The sequence below is a fragment of the Microbacterium fluminis genome (assembly GCF_051549805.1).
Taxonomy (GTDB): Bacteria; Actinomycetota; Actinomycetes; order Actinomycetales; family Microbacteriaceae; genus Microbacterium.
In genome coordinates, this window is the sequence record NZ_CP196042.1 from 2,894,839 (window position 1) to 2,913,048 (window position 18,210).

The 18,210-nt window shown below is 70.0% G+C and carries 15 protein-coding genes and 1 rRNA gene; 4 read left to right on the forward strand and 12 right to left on the reverse strand.

The window, feature by feature from the left end:
• Positions 1-167: 167 nt before the first annotated feature.
• Positions 168-1,690, reverse strand: a 16S ribosomal RNA gene (locus ACSJDX_RS13995).
• Positions 1,691-2,307: 617 nt separating this feature from the next.
• On the opposite strand from ACSJDX_RS13995, the gene ACSJDX_RS14000 reads away from it, so the two are divergent.
• Together ACSJDX_RS14000 and ACSJDX_RS14005 are read left to right on the forward strand one after the other, a co-directional pair.
• Positions 2,308-3,810 (forward strand): WXG100 family type VII secretion target, encoded by a 1,503-nt coding sequence (locus ACSJDX_RS14000; protein WP_438353252.1) that lies wholly within the window; start codon positions 2,308-2,310, stop codon positions 3,808-3,810.
• Complete coding sequence (locus ACSJDX_RS14005; RefSeq protein WP_438353253.1) at positions 3,807-4,433, forward strand: hypothetical protein; 627 nt, start codon at positions 3,807-3,809, stop codon at positions 4,431-4,433. The genes ACSJDX_RS14000 and ACSJDX_RS14005 overlap by 4 nt, the downstream gene beginning before the upstream one ends.
• On the opposite strand, the gene ACSJDX_RS14010 is transcribed toward ACSJDX_RS14005, so the two are convergent.
• On the reverse strand, positions 4,423-5,244 hold the full coding sequence (locus ACSJDX_RS14010; RefSeq protein WP_438353254.1) for a DUF4184 family protein: 822 nt from the start codon (positions 5,242-5,244) through the stop codon (positions 4,423-4,425). The two genes, ACSJDX_RS14005 and ACSJDX_RS14010, sit on opposite strands and share 11 nt — an antisense overlap.
• A gap of 12 nt (positions 5,245-5,256) precedes the next feature.
• Positions 5,257-6,561 (reverse strand): tyrosine--tRNA ligase, encoded by a 1,305-nt coding sequence (tyrS, locus tag ACSJDX_RS14015; protein WP_438353255.1) that lies wholly within the window; start codon positions 6,559-6,561, stop codon positions 5,257-5,259.
• Here tyrS and ACSJDX_RS14020 point away from each other — a divergent pair.
• On the forward strand, positions 6,555-7,271 hold the full coding sequence (locus tag ACSJDX_RS14020; protein ID WP_438353256.1) for a hypothetical protein: 717 nt from the start codon (positions 6,555-6,557) through the stop codon (positions 7,269-7,271). The genes tyrS and ACSJDX_RS14020 overlap by 7 nt on opposite strands.
• Positions 7,272-7,274: 3 nt before the next feature.
• Here ACSJDX_RS14020 and ACSJDX_RS14025 read toward each other — a convergent pair whose 3' ends face one another.
• From ACSJDX_RS14025 to argC, 8 genes are all read right to left on the reverse strand, one after another.
• Positions 7,275-7,916, reverse strand: a complete 642-nt coding sequence (locus tag ACSJDX_RS14025; protein ID WP_438353257.1) for a SatD family protein — start codon at positions 7,914-7,916, stop codon at positions 7,275-7,277.
• 83 nt (positions 7,917-7,999) lie between these two features.
• On the reverse strand, positions 8,000-9,430 hold the full coding sequence (gene argH / locus ACSJDX_RS14030) for an argininosuccinate lyase (RefSeq protein WP_438353258.1): 1,431 nt from the start codon (positions 9,428-9,430) through the stop codon (positions 8,000-8,002).
• Between the two features lie 11 nt (positions 9,431-9,441).
• Positions 9,442-10,584, reverse strand: a complete 1,143-nt coding sequence (locus tag ACSJDX_RS14035; protein WP_438353259.1) for a heparan-alpha-glucosaminide N-acetyltransferase domain-containing protein — start codon at positions 10,582-10,584, stop codon at positions 9,442-9,444.
• A gap of 30 nt (positions 10,585-10,614) precedes the next feature.
• Positions 10,615-11,538, reverse strand: coding sequence for an ornithine carbamoyltransferase (gene argF, locus ACSJDX_RS14040; protein ID WP_438353260.1), 924 nt, complete (start codon positions 11,536-11,538; stop codon positions 10,615-10,617).
• Complete coding sequence (locus ACSJDX_RS14045; RefSeq protein WP_438354996.1) at positions 11,535-12,779, reverse strand: acetylornithine transaminase; 1,245 nt, start codon at positions 12,777-12,779, stop codon at positions 11,535-11,537. Before ACSJDX_RS14045 ends, argF begins: the two co-directional genes overlap by 4 nt.
• Before the next feature lie 22 nt (positions 12,780-12,801).
• The gene (argB, locus tag ACSJDX_RS14050; RefSeq protein WP_438353261.1) at positions 12,802-13,710 is read right to left on the reverse strand and encodes an acetylglutamate kinase; all 909 of its coding nucleotides are present in this window, start codon (positions 13,708-13,710) and stop codon (positions 12,802-12,804) included.
• The gene (gene argJ, locus ACSJDX_RS14055) at positions 13,707-14,864 is read right to left on the reverse strand and encodes a bifunctional glutamate N-acetyltransferase/amino-acid acetyltransferase ArgJ (RefSeq protein WP_438353262.1); all 1,158 of its coding nucleotides are present in this window, start codon (positions 14,862-14,864) and stop codon (positions 13,707-13,709) included. Before argJ ends, argB begins: the two co-directional genes overlap by 4 nt.
• A complete protein-coding gene (gene argC / locus ACSJDX_RS14060) occupies positions 14,861-15,952 on the reverse strand; it encodes an N-acetyl-gamma-glutamyl-phosphate reductase (RefSeq protein ID WP_438353263.1) in 1,092 nt (363 codons plus the stop codon). Before argC ends, argJ begins: the two co-directional genes overlap by 4 nt.
• A 386-nt stretch (positions 15,953-16,338) precedes the next feature.
• On the opposite strand from argC, the gene ACSJDX_RS14065 reads away from it, so the two are divergent.
• Complete coding sequence (locus ACSJDX_RS14065) at positions 16,339-17,268, forward strand: carotenoid biosynthesis protein (protein WP_438353264.1); 930 nt, start codon at positions 16,339-16,341, stop codon at positions 17,266-17,268.
• Here ACSJDX_RS14065 and ACSJDX_RS14070 read toward each other — a convergent pair.
• Positions 17,210-18,202 (reverse strand): NAD-dependent epimerase/dehydratase family protein, encoded by a 993-nt coding sequence (locus ACSJDX_RS14070; protein ID WP_438353265.1) that lies wholly within the window; start codon positions 18,200-18,202, stop codon positions 17,210-17,212. The two genes, ACSJDX_RS14065 and ACSJDX_RS14070, sit on opposite strands and share 59 nt — an antisense overlap.
• Positions 18,203-18,210: the final 8 nt, after the last annotated feature.

The following is an 18,210-nucleotide window of genomic DNA, read 5'->3' on the forward strand; positions in this document are numbered from 1 at the left end:
CCCCCACGTTCCCGAACCATCCGAAGACGGCACGTACTAGTGAGGATCAGTCGCGCTGATGCCATGTCAAATGTTCCACCCATGAGCTACCGGCAAGACACATTCGATCTCGATCCGGCGCCTGGACACCCACACCCCGAAAGGCCCGGATGCCAGATGCTCCTTAGAAAGGAGGTGATCCAGCCGCACCTTCCGGTACGGCTACCTTGTTACGACTTAGTCCTAATTACCGATCCCACCTTCGACGGCTCCCTCCACAAGGGTTAGGCCACCGGCTTCAGGTGTTACCGACTTTCATGACTTGACGGGCGGTGTGTACAAGACCCGGGAACGTATTCACCGCAGCGTTGCTGATCTGCGATTACTAGCGACTCCGACTTCATGAGGTCGAGTTGCAGACCTCAATCCGAACTGGGACCGGCTTTTTGGGATTCGCTCCACCTCACGGTATTGCAGCCCTTTGTACCGGCCATTGTAGCATGCGTGAAGCCCAAGACATAAGGGGCATGATGATTTGACGTCATCCCCACCTTCCTCCGAGTTGACCCCGGCAGTATCCCATGAGTTCCCACCATTACGTGCTGGCAACATAGAACGAGGGTTGCGCTCGTTGCGGGACTTAACCCAACATCTCACGACACGAGCTGACGACAACCATGCACCACCTGTTCACCAGTGTCCAAAGAGTTGACCATTTCTGGCCCGTTCTGGTGTATGTCAAGCCTTGGTAAGGTTCTTCGCGTTGCATCGAATTAATCCGCATGCTCCGCCGCTTGTGCGGGTCCCCGTCAATTCCTTTGAGTTTTAGCCTTGCGGCCGTACTCCCCAGGCGGGGAACTTAATGCGTTAGCTGCGTCACGGAGACCGTGGAATGGCCCCCACAACTAGTTCCCAACGTTTACGGGGTGGACTACCAGGGTATCTAAGCCTGTTTGCTCCCCACCCTTTCGCTCCTCAGCGTCAGTTACGGCCCAGAGATCTGCCTTCGCCATCGGTGTTCCTCCTGATATCTGCGCATTCCACCGCTACACCAGGAATTCCAATCTCCCCTACCGCACTCTAGTCTGCCCGTACCCACTGCAGGCCGGAGGTTGAGCCTCCGGTTTTCACAGCAGACGCGACAAACCGCCTACGAGCTCTTTACGCCCAATAATTCCGGATAACGCTTGCGCCCTACGTATTACCGCGGCTGCTGGCACGTAGTTAGCCGGCGCTTTTTCTGCAAGTACCGTCACTTTCGCTTCTTCCTTGCTAAAAGAGGTTTACAACCCGAAGGCCGTCATCCCTCACGCGGCGTTGCTGCATCAGGCTTCCGCCCATTGTGCAATATTCCCCACTGCTGCCTCCCGTAGGAGTCTGGGCCGTGTCTCAGTCCCAGTGTGGCCGGTCACCCTCTCAGGCCGGCTACCCGTCGACGCCTTGGTGAGCCATTACCTCACCAACAAGCTGATAGGCCGCGAGCCCATCCCCCACCAAAAAATCTTTCCAAACACTAACCATGCGGTTGCGTTTCGTATCCAGTATTAGACGCCGTTTCCAGCGCTTATCCCAGAGTGAGGGGCAGGTTGCTCACGTGTTACTCACCCGTTCGCCACTAATCCACCCAGCAAGCTAGGCTTCATCGTTCGACTTGCATGTGTTAAGCACGCCGCCAGCGTTCATCCTGAGCCAGGATCAAACTCTCCATAAAAAATGTTTGCCACCCCCGGTCGGAAAAAGACCAGAAACGACGAGCTTGATCTGACAAACAGAACATCAATACTGACATTCCAATTTCTCAAAGAAATCCCAACCGACCCGAAGATCGGACGGGGTAAATCAAATTGGCATTTGACAAGTGCACGCTGTTGAGTTCTCAAGGAACGGACGCACCTTCAGCCTGATCTCATGATCACGCCGGAGGGCAACTTCCCTATCATACCCCTCGATCTCGCCCCGTCAAATCAGACGGCAGACGATGCGAGCCGATCGGAACGAGTCCGAGCAGTGCTCATCGCGAGGGGGACTCCCCATCGTAGACCCGGAGGCCTTCGACTCTCAAGAGGAAGACCGAGGTCCATCTCGTGAGGAGGGAGGTGGTTCGCCGCTTGAGGGGGTGAGGCTCTCGGCCTCCCGCATCCCTGTGGGACGAACAAGTAGTAATTTACGCACGCCCCGGCGGTCGGGCAAATCGGCGCCGCACCCCGGGCGTGTCGCTCCGCTCCGCACTCCGCGCCGTCATCGCGAGGCGCGCGGATGGGTACTTCTCCCCATGGGCGTCCCTGCACGGCCCGACTACGTTGGGAGCCACCGCGGGAGGAGTCCGGGATGGGTGTCTACGGTGCCGACGTCGAGCAGTTGGGCGTGCTGGCGCGCCAGATCGACGCGGCAGCGACTCAGCTGCGGTCGATCGACCAGGCGACGAGCGCGCTGGTCTCGTCTGGCAGGTGGCATGGGCCGGATGCGGATTCGTTCCGCTCCGCGTGGGCGTCGACGCACAGTCGCTTGATGATGTCGACCGCCTCTCAGCTCGCGCAAGTAGCGCAGATCGTGCGGGCGAACGCGCTCGCGCAGGAGCAGACGAGCGCGGCGGCGGGCGCAGCATCCACCGTTCCCGTCTCGAGCGCACCGGGAAGCGGTTCGGTGGATCCTCGGGTGCAGGCGGATGCCGACGAGCTCACCGCCCTCCTGAACGGCATGACTCCGGCCGAGCGCGCGGCGTACCTGCTGACCGACGAGTTCCGCAACTGGGCGCGGGAGCACCCCGACGGCGCGAAGCTCGCCCTCGATGCGGCTGCCGACTCGGGCGAGATCCGAGCGGACTCGCAGGGCTACGCCGACTTCCTCAGCGCCTACTGGAACGACCGCGCGATGGCGGGCGCCGGCATCGATCCGAGCACCTGGGACACCTCGCTCGGCACCGCGCACAACTGGGACAACATCGTCGCCGTGTACGACTACTACGGGCAGCAGTACCTCGCGAACCCCGACCTGCAGTGGGCCGGGATGGCCAATATGATCGGCCCGTCGTTCGCCGGAGGGTTCCAGGATCTGGCGATGCTGCGCGACATCGCACAGCAGATCCTCACCGCCCCTCCCCCGCAGATGCCCCTCCCGTTCCTCCAGCAGCTGCAGATCGTCGCGGCGTTGTCGGACGCGGAACTGCACTTCTACGAGACGTCGCTGCTCGACATGAACAAGGAGATCTTCCTCGACCAGGCACGCCAGCACGAGGTGTACGGCACCGGCGGACTCCCCGAGATCCAACGGCTGGCCGATTCGGGTGCGATCAGCCAGGACACCGCCGACGCGTGGGCGCAGATCGCCTCCGGTGATCCCGCCCAGGTGTCGCTCGGCAACGCGGCCCTGCTCAACCGGGAGCAGAACGAGATCATCGCGAACGACTACGCGAACATGCAGAATCGTCCTGTGACGGGTGAGGCGGTGACATGGATGCTGACCCTGGCCGGTGAGCCGTCGATCCCCGGCGCGCAGAGCTACCCCGAGGTGTTCCCCTACCGGTTCACCGTCGAGTCGCCCGGTCCCTCGAACATCCCGTTCACGCCGTGGGACAACCCTCTGCAGGGCAGTGCCACCGTCACCACGGGCTTCCCCGACGGCAACATCGCCGACGCGGGCGATCGGTGGGCGCTCATCCAGCAGAGCACTCTGCCCGCCTACCAGCATCTCCTGGCCACCGACCCCGATCGCGCGGCGGCGATCATCGGGTCCGACTTCCAGGACCGCGCCGACGCGGCGCGGCCCACCCACAACGTGGGCGCGATCATGCAGCGGTTCCTCGACGGCTTCTCGGTCGAGGTCTCGCAGTGAGGCGCGGTCGCGCGGCGGCAGCCCTCGTCCTGGCCACCGCCGTCTCGATCTCCGTGACGGGGTGCGGCTTCAGCATCCCGCCCCTCTCCGGCACGACCTCCGACCACACGACGCAGGGAACCCCCGTGAGCGACACCGACTCCACGCTCGACCCCGCCGGCATCCAGCAGATCCTGGACTCCGGCACCGCCCGCTTCGACCTCACCGGCGGCGCACTGCGCAAGGCAGACGTCGGGCTGGCGGTCGACGCGATCGTGCCCGACATCTCGTCTCCCCGCCCGCTCGAGCTGACCATCACCGGATCGGGCGGACAGCTGCGGGCCCGCACGGACCGCCTCCGCTTCCTCAGTACGGCGACGACGGCCGAGATCCCGACGATCTACTACTTCCTCACCGCCGCCGACCCCGACGCCCTGTTCGCACTGCTGCGCGACGGCGTCGGATCATACGGGTTCGACCCCGAGAGCGTCGAGGCGTGGATCGCGGCGCAGCAGGCCGATCCGCAGGGCACCAGCAGCTACGCGCTCCAGCCGGGCGAGGCCCTCGGCTTCCGCGTCACCTACGACGTGCGGTACGACGGTGGCGCGTCGGCGCAGGTGGTCATCGTCTCGGTCACGGCCTGACGCGTCGACCGCGCCCGCCTCGCCGCGCGCGCAGCGCGGTCGCCACCGCGCACAGCACCACCGTGACAGCGCCCCACCCCGCGCACGCCGGCGGCAGCACGCGGTAGGCGAGGTGCGCGATCGTCCAGTCGGCGTCGAGCGGTCCGTACACGGCCAGCCCGATCAGCCAGGCCGCCACGAGGATCACCGGCAGCGACACCCACCAGCCCACGCGCACCCACCGAGGGAGCACGTGATCGATCGGGGCCGCTGTCGCGCGACGCTGCAGCCACACCAGTGCCCAGACCGCCAGCACGAGAAGTCCGACGGCGCTCGACCCGTGCTGCAGCCACTTGTAGCCGACGAACGGCCCCCACTGCTCGTCGAGCGCCGGCACAAGCTCGCTCCCCCACCGTCCCTCGTGCGTGAACAGGTCCCAGGCGATGTGGCTCGCGACCCCGAGAGCGAGAGACAGCAGCAGGAGCAGGATGCCGCGCCACGATGCGCGCCCGGAAGACCCGGCGAACGTCTCGCGGAGTGCGGCGACCGGGCCGTCGTCCCATGCCCGAGGCATCCGCTCCGCGAGCGCTCGGGGCGAGAGCTCGCGGACCGCCGGCCGCAGGACGCACCGCCACAGCAGCAGGAGCGCCAGGGCGAGCACGATCGTCGCCGGCAGCCATGCGAAGCTGTGGGTGCGGCCGTAGTCGAGCCCGACTCCGCGCAGGAACAGCGGCAGGTCGGGCGTCATCGCCCCCACGGCGATCGCTGCCGGCACGAGCGGCGTGCGCAGGAACGGCAGCGCCACGACCGCATGACTCGGCGTGAACGGCATGGTGCCGAACCGCTACGCCCGCGCGACGAACAGTCCGGCCAGCGTCTTCTTGCCGCGGCGGAGCACCGACACCCCGCCCGGCAGTCCGCCGGTCACGAACGCGCCCTCGTCGTCGATGCGCGCTCCGTCGAGCGACACGCCGCCCTGTGCGATCGCGCGACGCGCCTCGCCGAGGCTCGATGTCAGTCCGGTCGCCACGAGCGCCTGCGCCACTGTCGTCTCCAGCGACACCTCGGCATGGGGCAGTTCCTCGAGCGCGCTCCGCAGCACCTCGGCGTCGAGCGCGGTCAGATCGCCCTGGCCGAAGAGGGCGTCGGACGCGGCGATCACGGCGGTCGCGGCATCCGCCCCGTGCACGAACGCCGTCACCTCTGCGGCGAGCCGGCGCTGCGCCTCGCGGCGGAACGGCTCGACCTCGACCAGACGCTTGTACTCCTCGATCTCGAGGCGCGGGAGGAAGGTGAACACCTTCAGGCGCGAGATCACATCCGCGTCGTCGGTGTTGAGCCAGAACTGGTACATCCGGTACGGGCTGCACATCGCGGCATCCAGCCAGATCGCGTTGCCCTCGCTCTTGCCGAACTTCGTACCGTCGCTGTTCGTGATCAGCGGGGTCCCGATGGCGTGCACGGAGACGCCCTCGACGCGATGGATGAGGTCGGTGCCGCTGGTGAGGTTGCCCCACTGATCGCTGCCCCCGGTCTGCAGGACGCAGCCGTACTGGCGGTAGAGCTCCAGGTAGTCCATGCCCTGCAGGATCTGGTAGCTGAACTCGGTGTAGCTGATGCCCGCCTCGGAGTTGAGGCGGGCGGCCACCGCGTCCTTTTTGAGCATGGTGCCCACGCGGTAGTGCTTGCCGATCTCGCGCAGGAAGTCGATCGCGCTCAGCGGCGCGGTCCAGTCGAGGTTGTTCACCATGCGGGCGGCGTTGTCGCCCTCGAAGCTGAGGAACCGCTCGACCTGCGCCCGCAGCGAGCCGACCCACTCCTCGACCGTCTCGCGCTCGTTGAGCGTGCGCTCTGCGCTGGGCCGTGGATCGCCGACGAGACCCGTCGACCCTCCCACCAGACCGAGCGCCCGGTGCCCGGCCAGCTGCAGCCGGCGCATCGTGAGCAGCTGCACGAGGTTGCCCAGGTGCAGGCTGGGCGCGGTCGGGTCGAAGCCGCAGTAGTACGTGATCGGATCGCCGCCGAGCAGGTCGCGGAGCGCGTCCGCGTCGGTCGAGACGTGGACCAGCCCGCGCCAGACCAGCTCGTCCCACACGTTCGGGAAGGCGGGGTCGACGGCGGGCGCGGTGGGGATCACGGCGGATGACACGCGTTCGAGGCTATCAGCGGGCGGATGCCGCGGCCCGCCGTCGCAGCGCGGCCGCCGTCGCGGCGCGGGCGCCGTCGGCCCTGCCGGGCACCGTCGGCCCTGCTTGTCAGACTGGGCGCATGCTCTTCGTCGCAGCGGATGCCGTTCTCGTCTGGCTGCTGTCGATCGGACTCCTCCTCGCGCTGGCCGCCGTGCTCGTGCTCGTCCTGGTGAGCCTGCGGAAGCCGTCGGATGCACCGCTCCTGACCGCGGCCGGTCTCGTCGTGGCGTGCCTCGTCGTGACGTCGATCGTGCCGCTGAACGTCCCGATTGCCGTGGGTATCGTGCTGGCGCTGCTGGGCACGGCGGCCGCCGTCGCCGGCGGTGACCCGATCACGCGTCGTCTCCTCGACATCGCCACGCACGGGCGCGTGCGCGAGGGGGTGGCCGGTGGCATCCTCGTCGAGAACGCCGCGGGGACCCGCGACGACGAGCCCCAGGAGGTGATGCGGGGCGGCGCGGTGATCGGATACCTCGAGCGGATCGCGGTCGTGGCGGGGATCGTCGCCGGCTACCCCGAGGCCATCGCCGTCGTGGTCGCGGTGAAGGGCGTCGGGCGCTTCTCCGAGCTCGCCACCCCCGCGACGCGCGAGCGCTTCATCGTGGGCACGCTCGCGAGCCTGGTGTGGGCGTGCGCGGTGGGCGCCCTGGTGCGCCTCGCGATCTGGTGACGCTCAGCCGCCGTCGCGCAGCAGTGCGTAGCCGGCGACGATTGCGGCGGCCCCCGACGTGGTGAGCTGCTGCGACACCGCCGACTGCGTGATGCCCTCGGCCTCCGCGATCTCCCGCTGCGTGCGCCCGAGACAGCGGGCGTAGACGATTCGGCGCACGCGCGCCGCCATGGCGGTCACGATCTGGTCGCGGGCGAGGAGGTAGGCGTTCGCGGTGCGCACCCGCGCGATCGTCTCGACCTCCGCGTCGGCCGCGGTCTCGGCCCAGGTCCGCGCCGCCGTCACGGCGCGCCGCTGCATCCGGTGCACGCGGTCGATCGCCTCCCGCGCCGCCCACCAGCCGGGCCCCTCCGAGATGCCGCCCGAGACGGACGGTACCTCTCCCACGGCGCCGATGCCGACCCCGAAGCGGCAGTCCACCTCGTCGGGAAGCGCCAGGCGCAGGAGCAGGATCGCGGCGAGCGCGTCGTCGAACGTCTCGAACACCCCCTGCAGTTCGTCTCCCTGCGTCGGACGCAGCGCGACCGACGGGCGCGGACCCTCCTCCGCCACGCGCGCGAGCGCGGCATCCAATGCGGCCTGTGCCGCTTCGCGGTCGGAGAGGAGACGCGAGCCGACGATGTCGACGATCACGGCAGCAGTCATGAGATCAGTCTAGCGCTTATTTCTGTAGAAAATCATCCTTCTGCTTATTTACCTGCCCGAGCGCGGCGCATGCGGCCGACCGGCTAGAGCCCGAGCGCGTGCGCGGCATCCTGGGAGCGGGCGATCAGCTCCGCGCGCTGCTCGTCGACGCGCACCCGCGCCGTGCCGCCGACGCCGTCGCGGCTGGCCACCGAGCCCTCGGCGGTCAGCACATCCCGTACGTCGGGAGTGAGATCGGCGGAGATCTGCGCGAGCAGCGCGTCGTCGGCCTCGTGCAGCTCGATCCCGCGCTCCTCGCAGGCCTTGACCAGCGCACCCGAGATCTCGTGCGCCTCGCGGAAGGGACGTCCGCGGCGCACCAGCCAGTCGGCGACATCCGTCGCGAGCGAGAAGCCCTGCGGAGCGAGCTCCGCCATCCGGTCCGTATCGAAGCGCAGGGTCGCCACCATCCCGGCGAACGCGGGCAGCAGCACCTCGAGCGTCGCGACCGAGTCGAAGACGGGCTCCTTGTCCTCCTGCAGGTCGCGGTTGTACGACAGCGGCAGGGCCTTCAGCGTCGCGAGCAGACCGGTGAGGTTTCCGATCACCCGGCCCGCCTTCCCCCGGGCGAGCTCGGCGATGTCGGGGTTCTTCTTCTGCGGCATGATGCTCGAGCCGGTGGAGTACCCGTCGTGCAGCCGCACGAATCCGAACTCCCGCGTGTTCCAGATGATGACGTCCTCGGCGAAGCGCGACACGTCGACGCCGATCTGCGCCGCGACGTAGGCGAACTCGGCGACCACGTCGCGCGCGGAGGTCCCGTCCATCGAGTTCTCGGAGGGCCGGGCCAGGCCCAGCTCCTGCGCCACGAGCTGCGGGTCGAGTCCGAGCGACGATCCCGCCAGCGCTCCCCCGCCGTAAGGCGACACCGACCCGCGCGCGGACCAATCGCGCAGGCGCTCCAGGTCGCGCACGAGCGGCCACGCGTGCGCCTGCAGATGGTGCGCGAGGAGCACGGGCTGCGCGTGCTGCAGGTGCGTGCGTCCGGGCATGATCGCGGAGGGGTGGGCCTCGGCCTGCGCGACGATCGCGTCGATGAGGCGGAGGATGTCGCGGGCGATCACCCGGGAGTGGTCGAGGAGGTAGAGCCGCACGAGGGTGGCGATCTGGTCGTTGCGACTGCGACCCGCGCGCAGCTTTCCGCCGAGCTCGGCGCCGACCTCGCCGATGAGCGCCTGCTCGAGCGCGCCGTGCACGTCCTCGTCCTCCGGACGGGCCACGAGCGTGCCGTCGGCGACGGATGCGGCGAGCCGGTCGAGACCGGCGTGCATCCGCTCCTCCTCGTCGCCCATGAGGAACCCGGCGGCGGCGAGCGCCGTCGCGTGCGCGTGCGAGCCGGCGATGTCGTACGGGGCGAGCACCCAGTCGAAGTGGGTGGAGCGACTCAGCGCCGCGAGCTCCGGCGAGGGGCCGGCTGCGAACCGCGCTCCCCACAGTGCGCCCTCGTTCGTACCGTCGTTCTTCGTCTCGCTCACGATCCACCAGCCTATCGGCGCGGCACCACGACCCGAGCGAGCCGATCCATGCCCGCTTCGAGGGGCCCGCGGCCGATCAGCAGGGCCCACGCCGTGCACGCGACGATCGTCACCAGCGCGAACGCCGGGAACGGGTCCAACGCCCGGAAATCCTCGAGGTCTCCCGTGTCGCCCAGCACGATCGCGGCCCACACCGCCCAGGCGACGAGCTGCCCGGCGTACGCGCTCAGCGGCATCGATCCGACCGCGCGCAGCGGCAGCGCCACCCATCGCGCCGGCGTGCGGCAGATCAGCAGGCACACACCGATCACCGCCACCGCGAACCCTCCCGAGCCGACCGCCCCCAGGATCCCGTTCGAATGCGCCGCCGCCGTCCACACGTCGGGCACCACGGCCTCCCAGGCACCTCCGGACGCGTCGTCAGCAGCGACGGCGACGGGCGGACGGATGCCTCGCACAAGGGCATCCATCCCGTATCCGAGCGCGGCGAGGGCGCACCCGATCCCGACGAGGAGAGCCTGGACGCGCATCCGCTCGAGGCCCAGGCGGGCGATGCCGAGGCCCGTGAGGACATAGGCGATCCAGACCGGGAAGGGATACCAGAGTCCGAGGGCGGTCTCGAGCATCTCGCCGCCCGCGCTCCCCCACAGCGGCAGTCTCGCGACCATGGCCCACGCCACCGGCATCACCAGGGCGAGCGCCGCCGCCACGGGCAGCAGGGCGCGGGCGCGCAGCGGCAGGAACGGCAGCGCGAGTAGGAACAGCACGGCGTACGCGGGGAGGATCACGTAGACCGGGACGCCGGTGGCCACGAGCGCGAGCCCGAGCATCCACAGCACCGCCGCCCGCAGAGCCAGCCGCCGTCGTGCCACCCGGAGGGCGTTGCCCGCCACGGGGGTGCGGCCACCGGAGACGAGTCCGATCGAGACGCCGGCGAGGGTCGCGAACAGGATCGACGAGCGCCCGTGCACGATCCCGAGCCACGTGTCGGGCTGCTCGGGGATCCACTCGGGCAGCGTCAGGAGGTGCGCGGCGAGCATGCCCAGGACCGCCAGTCCGCGAGCGAGGTCGATGCCCGCCAGACGTTCGGCGCCGTCGAGGCGGCCGAGACCCATCGCCGGGCGCGGCGCACCGGTCGCACGGCGTTCGCTCACCGCCGGGCCCCGACCGCGCTCAGCTCGCGCTCAGTTCTGGCGCAGCAGCCAGACCAGGAGCGCCTTCTGGGCGTGCAGGCGGTTCTCCGCCTCGTCCCAGACCACGCTCTGCGGGCCGTCGATCACCTCGGCGTCGACCTCGTAACCGCGGTCGGCGGGCAGGCAGTGGATGAAGACGGCGCCGGGATCGGCGATCGCCATCGTCTCCTGGGTGACCTTGTAGCCGCCGAGGTCGCGCAGGCGCGCGAGCTTCTCCTCCTCCTTGCCCATCGACACCCATGTGTCGGTCACGATCACGTCGGCGCCGGCCGCCGCCTCGTTGGCGTCCGTATAGAGGCTGACCGATCCGCCGGTCTCCGCAGCGCGCCGATCGGCGTCGGCGATCACGTCGTCACGCGGCGCGTAGGTCTCGGGCGACGCGACCCGCACGTGCATGCCGGCTGTGACGCCGGCCAGCACGTAGGAATGCGCCATGTTGCTGCGGCCGTCGCCGAAGAAGGCGAGCGTCAGACCCGCCAGATCGCCTTTGTGCTCGCGGATGGTCAGGAGGTCGGCGAGCAGCTGGCACGGGTGGAAGTCGTCGCTGAGCGCGTTGACGACGGGCACCCGCGTGCCTCGGGCCATCTCCTCCAGTCCGGCCTGGGCGTAGGTGCGCCACACGATGGCGGCCACCTGCCGCTCAAGCACGCGCGCCGTGTCGGCGGGCGTCTCCTTGCCGCCGAGCTGGCTGTTGGCCGTCGAGATGATGAGAGGCGACCCGCCGAGGTCGGCGATCCCGACGGCGAACGAGACGCGCGTCCGCGTGGACGACTTGTCGAAGATGACGGCGACCGTCTGCGGGCCGGCGAGGGTCTTGTCGGCCCAGCGGTCCTTCTTCAGCTCGATCGCGAGGTCGAGGATCTCGGACTGCTCGGCCTGTGTCAGGTCGTCGTCGCGCAGGAGGTGGCGGGTCATACGGGGATCTCCGAGACGGGGGTGGATGCGGCGGGCTCGAGCGACTGCTCGACGGCGGCGAGGGCGGCGGTGAACAGCTCGAGGAACTCCTCGATCTCGGCGTCGCCGATCGTGAGGGCGGGGACGAGGCGGATCGTGGCGTCGTTCGGCGCGTTGATCACGAGACCGCGCTGCTGGGCTGCGGCGACCACGTCCTTGGCGACGGGATGACTCAGCGCCACGCCGATCAGCAGGCCCTGGCCGCGGCATCCGTCCACCAGCGGAGACCCGATCGCCTCGATCGCCGTCCGCAGCTGCGCGCCGCGCGCGGCGGCGTTCCCGACCAGGCCGGCACGCTCGATCTCGGCGAGCACCGCTCCGGCCACGGCGGTGCCGAGGGCGTTCCCCCCGAAGGTCGAGCCGTGCGTGCCCGGATAGAAGAGCTCGCTCGCGGCGCCGAAGGTGATGAGCGCGCCGATCGGGAAACCTCCGCCGATGCCCTTGGCCACGGTGATGGCGTCGGGCGTGATGCCCGCGTGCTGGAACGCGAACCATTCCCCGGTGCGTCCGGCGCCGGTCTGGATCTCGTCGATGATGAGCAGCGCGCCGTGACGCTCGGTCACGGCACGGGCGGCCTCCAGGAAGCCGTCGGGCAGGGGGAGCACTCCCGCCTCGCCCTTGATGGGTTCCAGCACCAGTGCGGCGACCGAGTCGTCGACGGCGGCCTCGAGGGCTGCGACGGTCGAGTCGATGAACGACACCCCCGGCACCATCGGGAGGAACGGCTCCTGCATCCAGGGCTTCCCCGTGAGCGCCAGTGTTCCCATCGTGCGACCGTGGAACGCGTCGGTGAGCGCGATGATGCGGGACTTCCCGGTCTTCTGGCCGTGCAGCCGCGCCAGCTTGAAGGCGGCCTCGTTGGCCTCGGCGCCGGAGTTCCCGAAGTACACCCGGCCGCTCTCGCCGGTGCCGGCGAGGCGCTTCAGGCGCGCGGCGAGGGCGAGCTGCGGGGGTGTGGCGAAGTAGTTCGACACGTGCGCGAGCGTGGCCGCCTGCGAGGCGATCGCCTCGACGAAGACCGGGTGCGCGTGTCCGAGCGAGTCGACGGCGATCCCGGCCAGGAAGTCGAGGTAGCGCCGGTCGTCGGCATCCCACAGGTGCGATCCCTCGCCGCGCACGAACATCGCCATGCGGTCCCCGAAGCTGCGCACGAGGTCGCGCCCGGCGTTCTCCTGCCACGTCGAGACCGCCGTGTCGGTCACTGCCTGCTCGGGCACCGCCTGGTCACTCACCCCGTACCACCTCTGTTCCGATTCCCTTGTTGGTGAAGATCTCCACGAGCACCGAGTGCGGCACCCGCCCGTCGATGATCGCGGCCGTCTCGACGCCGCCGTCGACGGCGTCGAGACAGGCCTGCATCTTCGGGATCATGCCCGACTCGAGCCGCGGCATCATCGCGCGCAGCTCGGTCGCCGTCAGGTGCGAGACGAGCGACTCGCGGTTCGGCCAGTCGGCGTAGAGCCCGGCCACATCGGTGAGCACCACGAGCTTCGACGCGCCCAGCGCGACGGCGAGCGCCGCGGCGGCGGCATCGGCGTTGACGTTGAGCGAGTGCCCCGGCTGGTCGAGGTCGGGGGCGATCCCCGAGACGACCGGGATGCGGCCGGCGTCCAGCTGGTCGAGGATGGGCTGCGGGTCGACCTGGGTGACGTCGCCGACGCGACCGAGGTCGTGCTCGACGCCGCCGATCACCACGCCGCGGCGGCGTCCGCCGAACAGCCCGGCATCCTCCCCCGACAGTCCGGTCGCGAGCGGCCCGTGCGCGTTGATCTTGGCGACCAGCTGCGGGTTGATCTGCCCGGTGAGCACCATGCGCACGACCGAGATCGCCTCGGTGGAGGTGACGCGGTATCCGCCCTTGAACTCGCTCGGGATCGCGAGGCGGTCGAGCATGGACGAGATCTGCGGACCTCCGCCGTGCACCACGACGGGCTTGACCCCGACGTAGCGCAGGTAGGCGATGTCGGCGGCGAAGGCGTCCTGCAGCTCGTCGCTGATCATGGCGTTGCCACCGAACTTGATCACGACGATGCGGTCGCGGAAGGCCTGCAGCCACGGCAGCGACTCCACCATCGTCGCGGCCCGCCGGCTCGCCTCGTCGGGGTCGGTGTCCTGGAGATCGATGCCGGTCATGAAGAGTACGCGCTGTTCTCGTGGACGTAGTCGTGGGTGAGGTCGTTGGTGAGGATCGTGGCCGTCGCGTCGCCGACCCTCAGGTCGATCACCAGGGCGACGGCCCGTGGGGTGAGGTCGACGTCCTCGCGCGGTGCGTCGGGACCGCCCGCGCTGCACACCCGCACGCCGTTCATCCACACGTCCACGTCGTAGGGGTCGAAGGCCGCGTCCGTCGTGCCGATCGCCGCGAGCACGCGCCCCCAGTTCGGGTCGTTGCCGAAGACGGCGGCCTTGAAGAGGTTGTTGCGGGCGACCGAGCGACCCACCTCGACGGCGTCGTCCTCGGATGCCGCGCCGCGCACCTCGATCGTGATGTCGTGGCTCGCCCCCTCGGCGTCGCCCTGGAGCTGCGCGGCGAGGTCGAGGCAGACGGCGGCGAGGGCGTCGCGGAAGGCGTCCGCATCGGGGGCGATCCCGGACGCGCCGCTGGCCATCAGCGTGACCTGATCGTTGGTCGACATGCAGCCGTCCGAATCCAGCCGGTCGAAGCTCACCCGTGTCGCCGCCCGCAGGTGGGCATCGGCGTCGGCGGCGGTCAGCACGGCGTCGGTCGTGATCACCACGAGCATCGTGGCCAGCCCGGGCGCCAGCATCCCGGCACCCTTCGCCATCGCGCCGATCGTCCACCCGTCCTGTTCACGCACCGAGCGCTTCGGGCGCGAGTCCGTGGTCATGATCGCGAGCGACGCGTCCTCGCCGCCCTCGGGACTGAGCGCGGCGATCGCCCGCTCCGTGCCGTCGAGGACCTTGGCCCGGAACACCTCGTCGCCGGTGCCGATCAGGCCGGTCGAGCACACCTGGATGTCGCCGGCGCTCACGCCGAGGAGCGCGGCGGCCTTCTCGGCCGTCTGGTGCGTCGTCTGGAACCCGAACGAGCCGGTGAAGCAGTTCGCCCCGCCGGAGTTGAGCACGATCGCCTCCACCACGCCGTCCTGGATCGCCTGCTGCGACCACAGGATCGGGTTGGCCTTGGCGCGGTTGGAGGTGAAGACCGCGGCGCCGACCTTCAGCGGGCCGCGGTTGACGACGACGGTCACATCGGGCTTGCCGGTGGATTTCAGGCCGGCGACGACGCCGGCGGCCTCGAACCCCTGGGGGGCGGTGACACTCACGGGGAGACTCCGTTCACGGAGAGGGCGCGGTCTTCGGGGAGGCCGAGCGCGATGTTCATGGACTGGATGGCGGCGCCCGCCGTTCCCTTGGTGAGGTTGTCCACCGCAGTCACCACGACGACGCGATTCGCGGCGCGGTCGATCGCGAGCCCCATGAGCGCCGTGTTGGCGCCGAGCACGTCGGCGGTGCGGGGGAACCCGCCTTCCGGCAGCAGCTGCACGAAGGTCTCGTCGCGGTAGGCCGACTCCCACGCGTCGCGGATCTGCGCATCGGTGACGCCGGGGACGATCGGCGCAGTGGAGGTGGCGAGGATGCCGCGGGCCATCGGCACGATCACGGGCGTGAACGAGATGCGGATGCTGTCGATGAGGGAGGTGTACGTCGGATCGGGCGATGCGGCGTCGACCGGCAGTGCCCCCGCGAGCGCCTGACGGATCTCGGGGATGTGCCGGTGGGTGCCGCCGACGGCATAGGGGTTGGCGGAGCCGAGCACCTCGCTGGCGAGCAGATGCGGTTTCAGGCTCTTGCCGGCGCCGGACGGTCCCACGGCGAGCACCGTCACGATGTCGCGGGGGTCGATCACGCCGGCTGCGACGCCGGGCGCAAGGCTGAGGCTCACGGTGCTCGCGTTGCAGCCGGGCGCGGCGATGCGGGACGCTCCCGCGAGGCGGGTGCGCTGCTGCGCCCCGCCGGGTCCGACCACGAGCTCGGGGACGCCGTAGGTCCACGGCTCGGAGAAGTCGCCGCCGTAGAACGCCTCCCACGCGGCGGGGTCGGTGAGCCGGTGGTCGGCGCCCGCGTCGATCACGAGCGGAGTGCCGGCGAGCGCGTCGGTGTACTGCCCCGACTGCCCGTGCGGCAGGGCCAGGAAGACGATGTCGTGCCCGGCGAGCACGTCCGGAGTGGTCGGCTGCAGCTCGAGGTGGCGCAGCGACCGCAGATGCGGCTGGTGGGCGACCAGCGGCTGCCCCGCGTTGGCGTTCGCGGTGACGGTGCGGATCTCGATGTCGGGGTGCGCGGCCAGGAGGCGCAGGATCTCGCCGCCGGCGTAGCCGGATGCGCCGGAGACGGCGACCGAGTAGGTCATGGATTCCACCTTAAGGTGTGGGAGTCGGCGGCCGCGGCGGCACGACACCCGGGAACGGGCGGGGACGAGGCGGCGACTCCCTGGCTCCACCCGCCGAGCGCGGCGGGGAGCACGGGGTCGCCTACAGTCGGCGGTCGCCGCGACGTCGGCGCGCGGGAGCGACGCTCGCGAGGAGCGTCAGCATGTCCGAGACGGCCGAAGGCATGCGCCGACGATAGCGGGGCGGTCGAGGCATCCGCAAATCGACGCCCGAGCCGCGCACCGTGCAGCCCCGGCCCCCAGCACCGGCACCGCGCCCCCGCGAACGGGCGCGGCCGAGCGACACGTCCGCGGGTGCACAGGCGACGATGCAGGCCGTCCCTATACTCGGCGCGGGAAAGGACACGATGACCCGCACGATCTCCGACACCGCGACGCCCATGATCACCCGTCCGGGCCCGATCGAGTCGGGCGCGCTGTGGGCCCTGCTGGCGTTCTCGTACGCGACGGCTCTGCTGCCCGCCGATCTGCCGGGGCTGCTCGCGCTCCTCGCCGGCTGGTTGCCGGTGGCGTTCGCGTTCTGGCACTTCTCGCGCTGGGCCGGTGGCGCGGCTGCAGTGCTGTCGTTCATCGTGATCGCCGCGGTGAGCTTCACCGCCGAGGCGCTGGGCGTCGCGACCGGACTCGTCTTCGGCGACTACCACTACGCCGACGGACCGCTCGGACCGCTCGTGCTGGGCGTGCCGCCGCTCATCCTCTTGCAGTACTTCGCGATGGGCTACGCCAGCCTGATGATCGGCCGAGCCCTGGTCGGCGCAGTCGGGCGCGCGCCGTCGGGGATCGGCGGCGCGGTGCTCGCCACGGTCTTGGCGGCATTCGCGCTGACGGCGCTCGACCTGTCGAGCGACCCATGGCAGAGCACGCACCTCGGCGATTGGGTGTGGCCGCACGGAGGGGCCTACTTCGGGGTTCCGCTCCACAACTTCATCGGGTGGTTCAGCGAAGCGTTGGTCTTCTTCGGGCTCGTGAACGCGCTGCTCGCCCGTCGCAGTATCGCCGCTCGCCTCGAAGAACGACCACGGCCGCGCGGCTTCGCGGTGCAGGGCGTGCTGCTGTACGGCACATTCCCGTTCGCGGTCGTGCTGCGGCCGCTGCTGCACGCACCCATGGATGCCGACGCCGACGCCATCGCCGAGGCGATGGCGGGTGTCGCCCTGTTCGCCGTGCTACCACTCCTCGTCGCGGCACTGGCGGCGCTCCGACCCGGCGGTCAGTCGCTCAAGGCGCCCCCGCGATCCCGAGCTCGGTCAGAAGCGCCTCCTCCTCGGCACGGGTGAGGCCGCTGACCCGGTCTCGATCGAGCCCTCGCTCCCGCTCGTCGGCGAGCGTGTCCGTCAGCGTCGCGCGCAGCTCGCGCAGGCGCCCGCCGAGCAGACGGTAGACCGCGTTCGCGCGGGTGGTGAAGCCCGGCATGTCGGTCGGCAGCCAGAGCGGCAGCGAGCGGGGGCCCATCCAGTTCTGCACGTCGTGCGCGGCGAGCCAGTCGTCGCCGGCGGTCACCACCGTGCCGGTGTGCCCGGCGACCTCGCGGGCGAGATCGAGCACGCGGCGCAGCGGCAGCGGATCGCCGACGGCGTTGGCCGTGCCCACCCACCGCGCCTCACCCGCCGCGACGAGGAAGTCGGCGAGATCCCGCACGTCGATCACCTGTGCGTCGCGGTCCTCCAGGTCGGGCACCAGCACCGGCTCGTCACCGGCGAGTGCGAACCGGGCGACCCAGTAGCCGAAGCGGTCGGTGGGATCCCCGGGACCCACGACGAGTCCGGGACGCACGATCGCCGCCCGCGCGCCGACGACGGAGCGGACGGATGCCTCGCACGCCGCCTTCGCGCGCGAGTAGTCGTACGGGTCGCCCGGCTCGGCGGGAACGGCCAACGCAGCCGACTCGTCCTGCCCCGCGATGTCGTTCGAGGCGTACGCCGACACCGAGGAGACGAACGTCCAGTGGCGGGTGCGCGGCGCGAGGGCGGTGAGCGCGGCGGTGACGTGACCCGGGTTGGAGGAGATGTCGACGACCTCGTCCCAGTCCCGGTCGGCGACGCGGAGGTACGCGTCCGGCGCGTCTCGGTCGGCTCGCACCAGGGCGGCGCCGTAGGGCGCGTCGCGTCCACCGCGTGCGAGGCAGGTCACCCGCGCCCCGGCATCCATCCACCGGCGCGCGATCTCCCCGCTCAGCCATCCCGTCCCGCCGAGCACGAGCACGTCCGTCATGCGCCCAT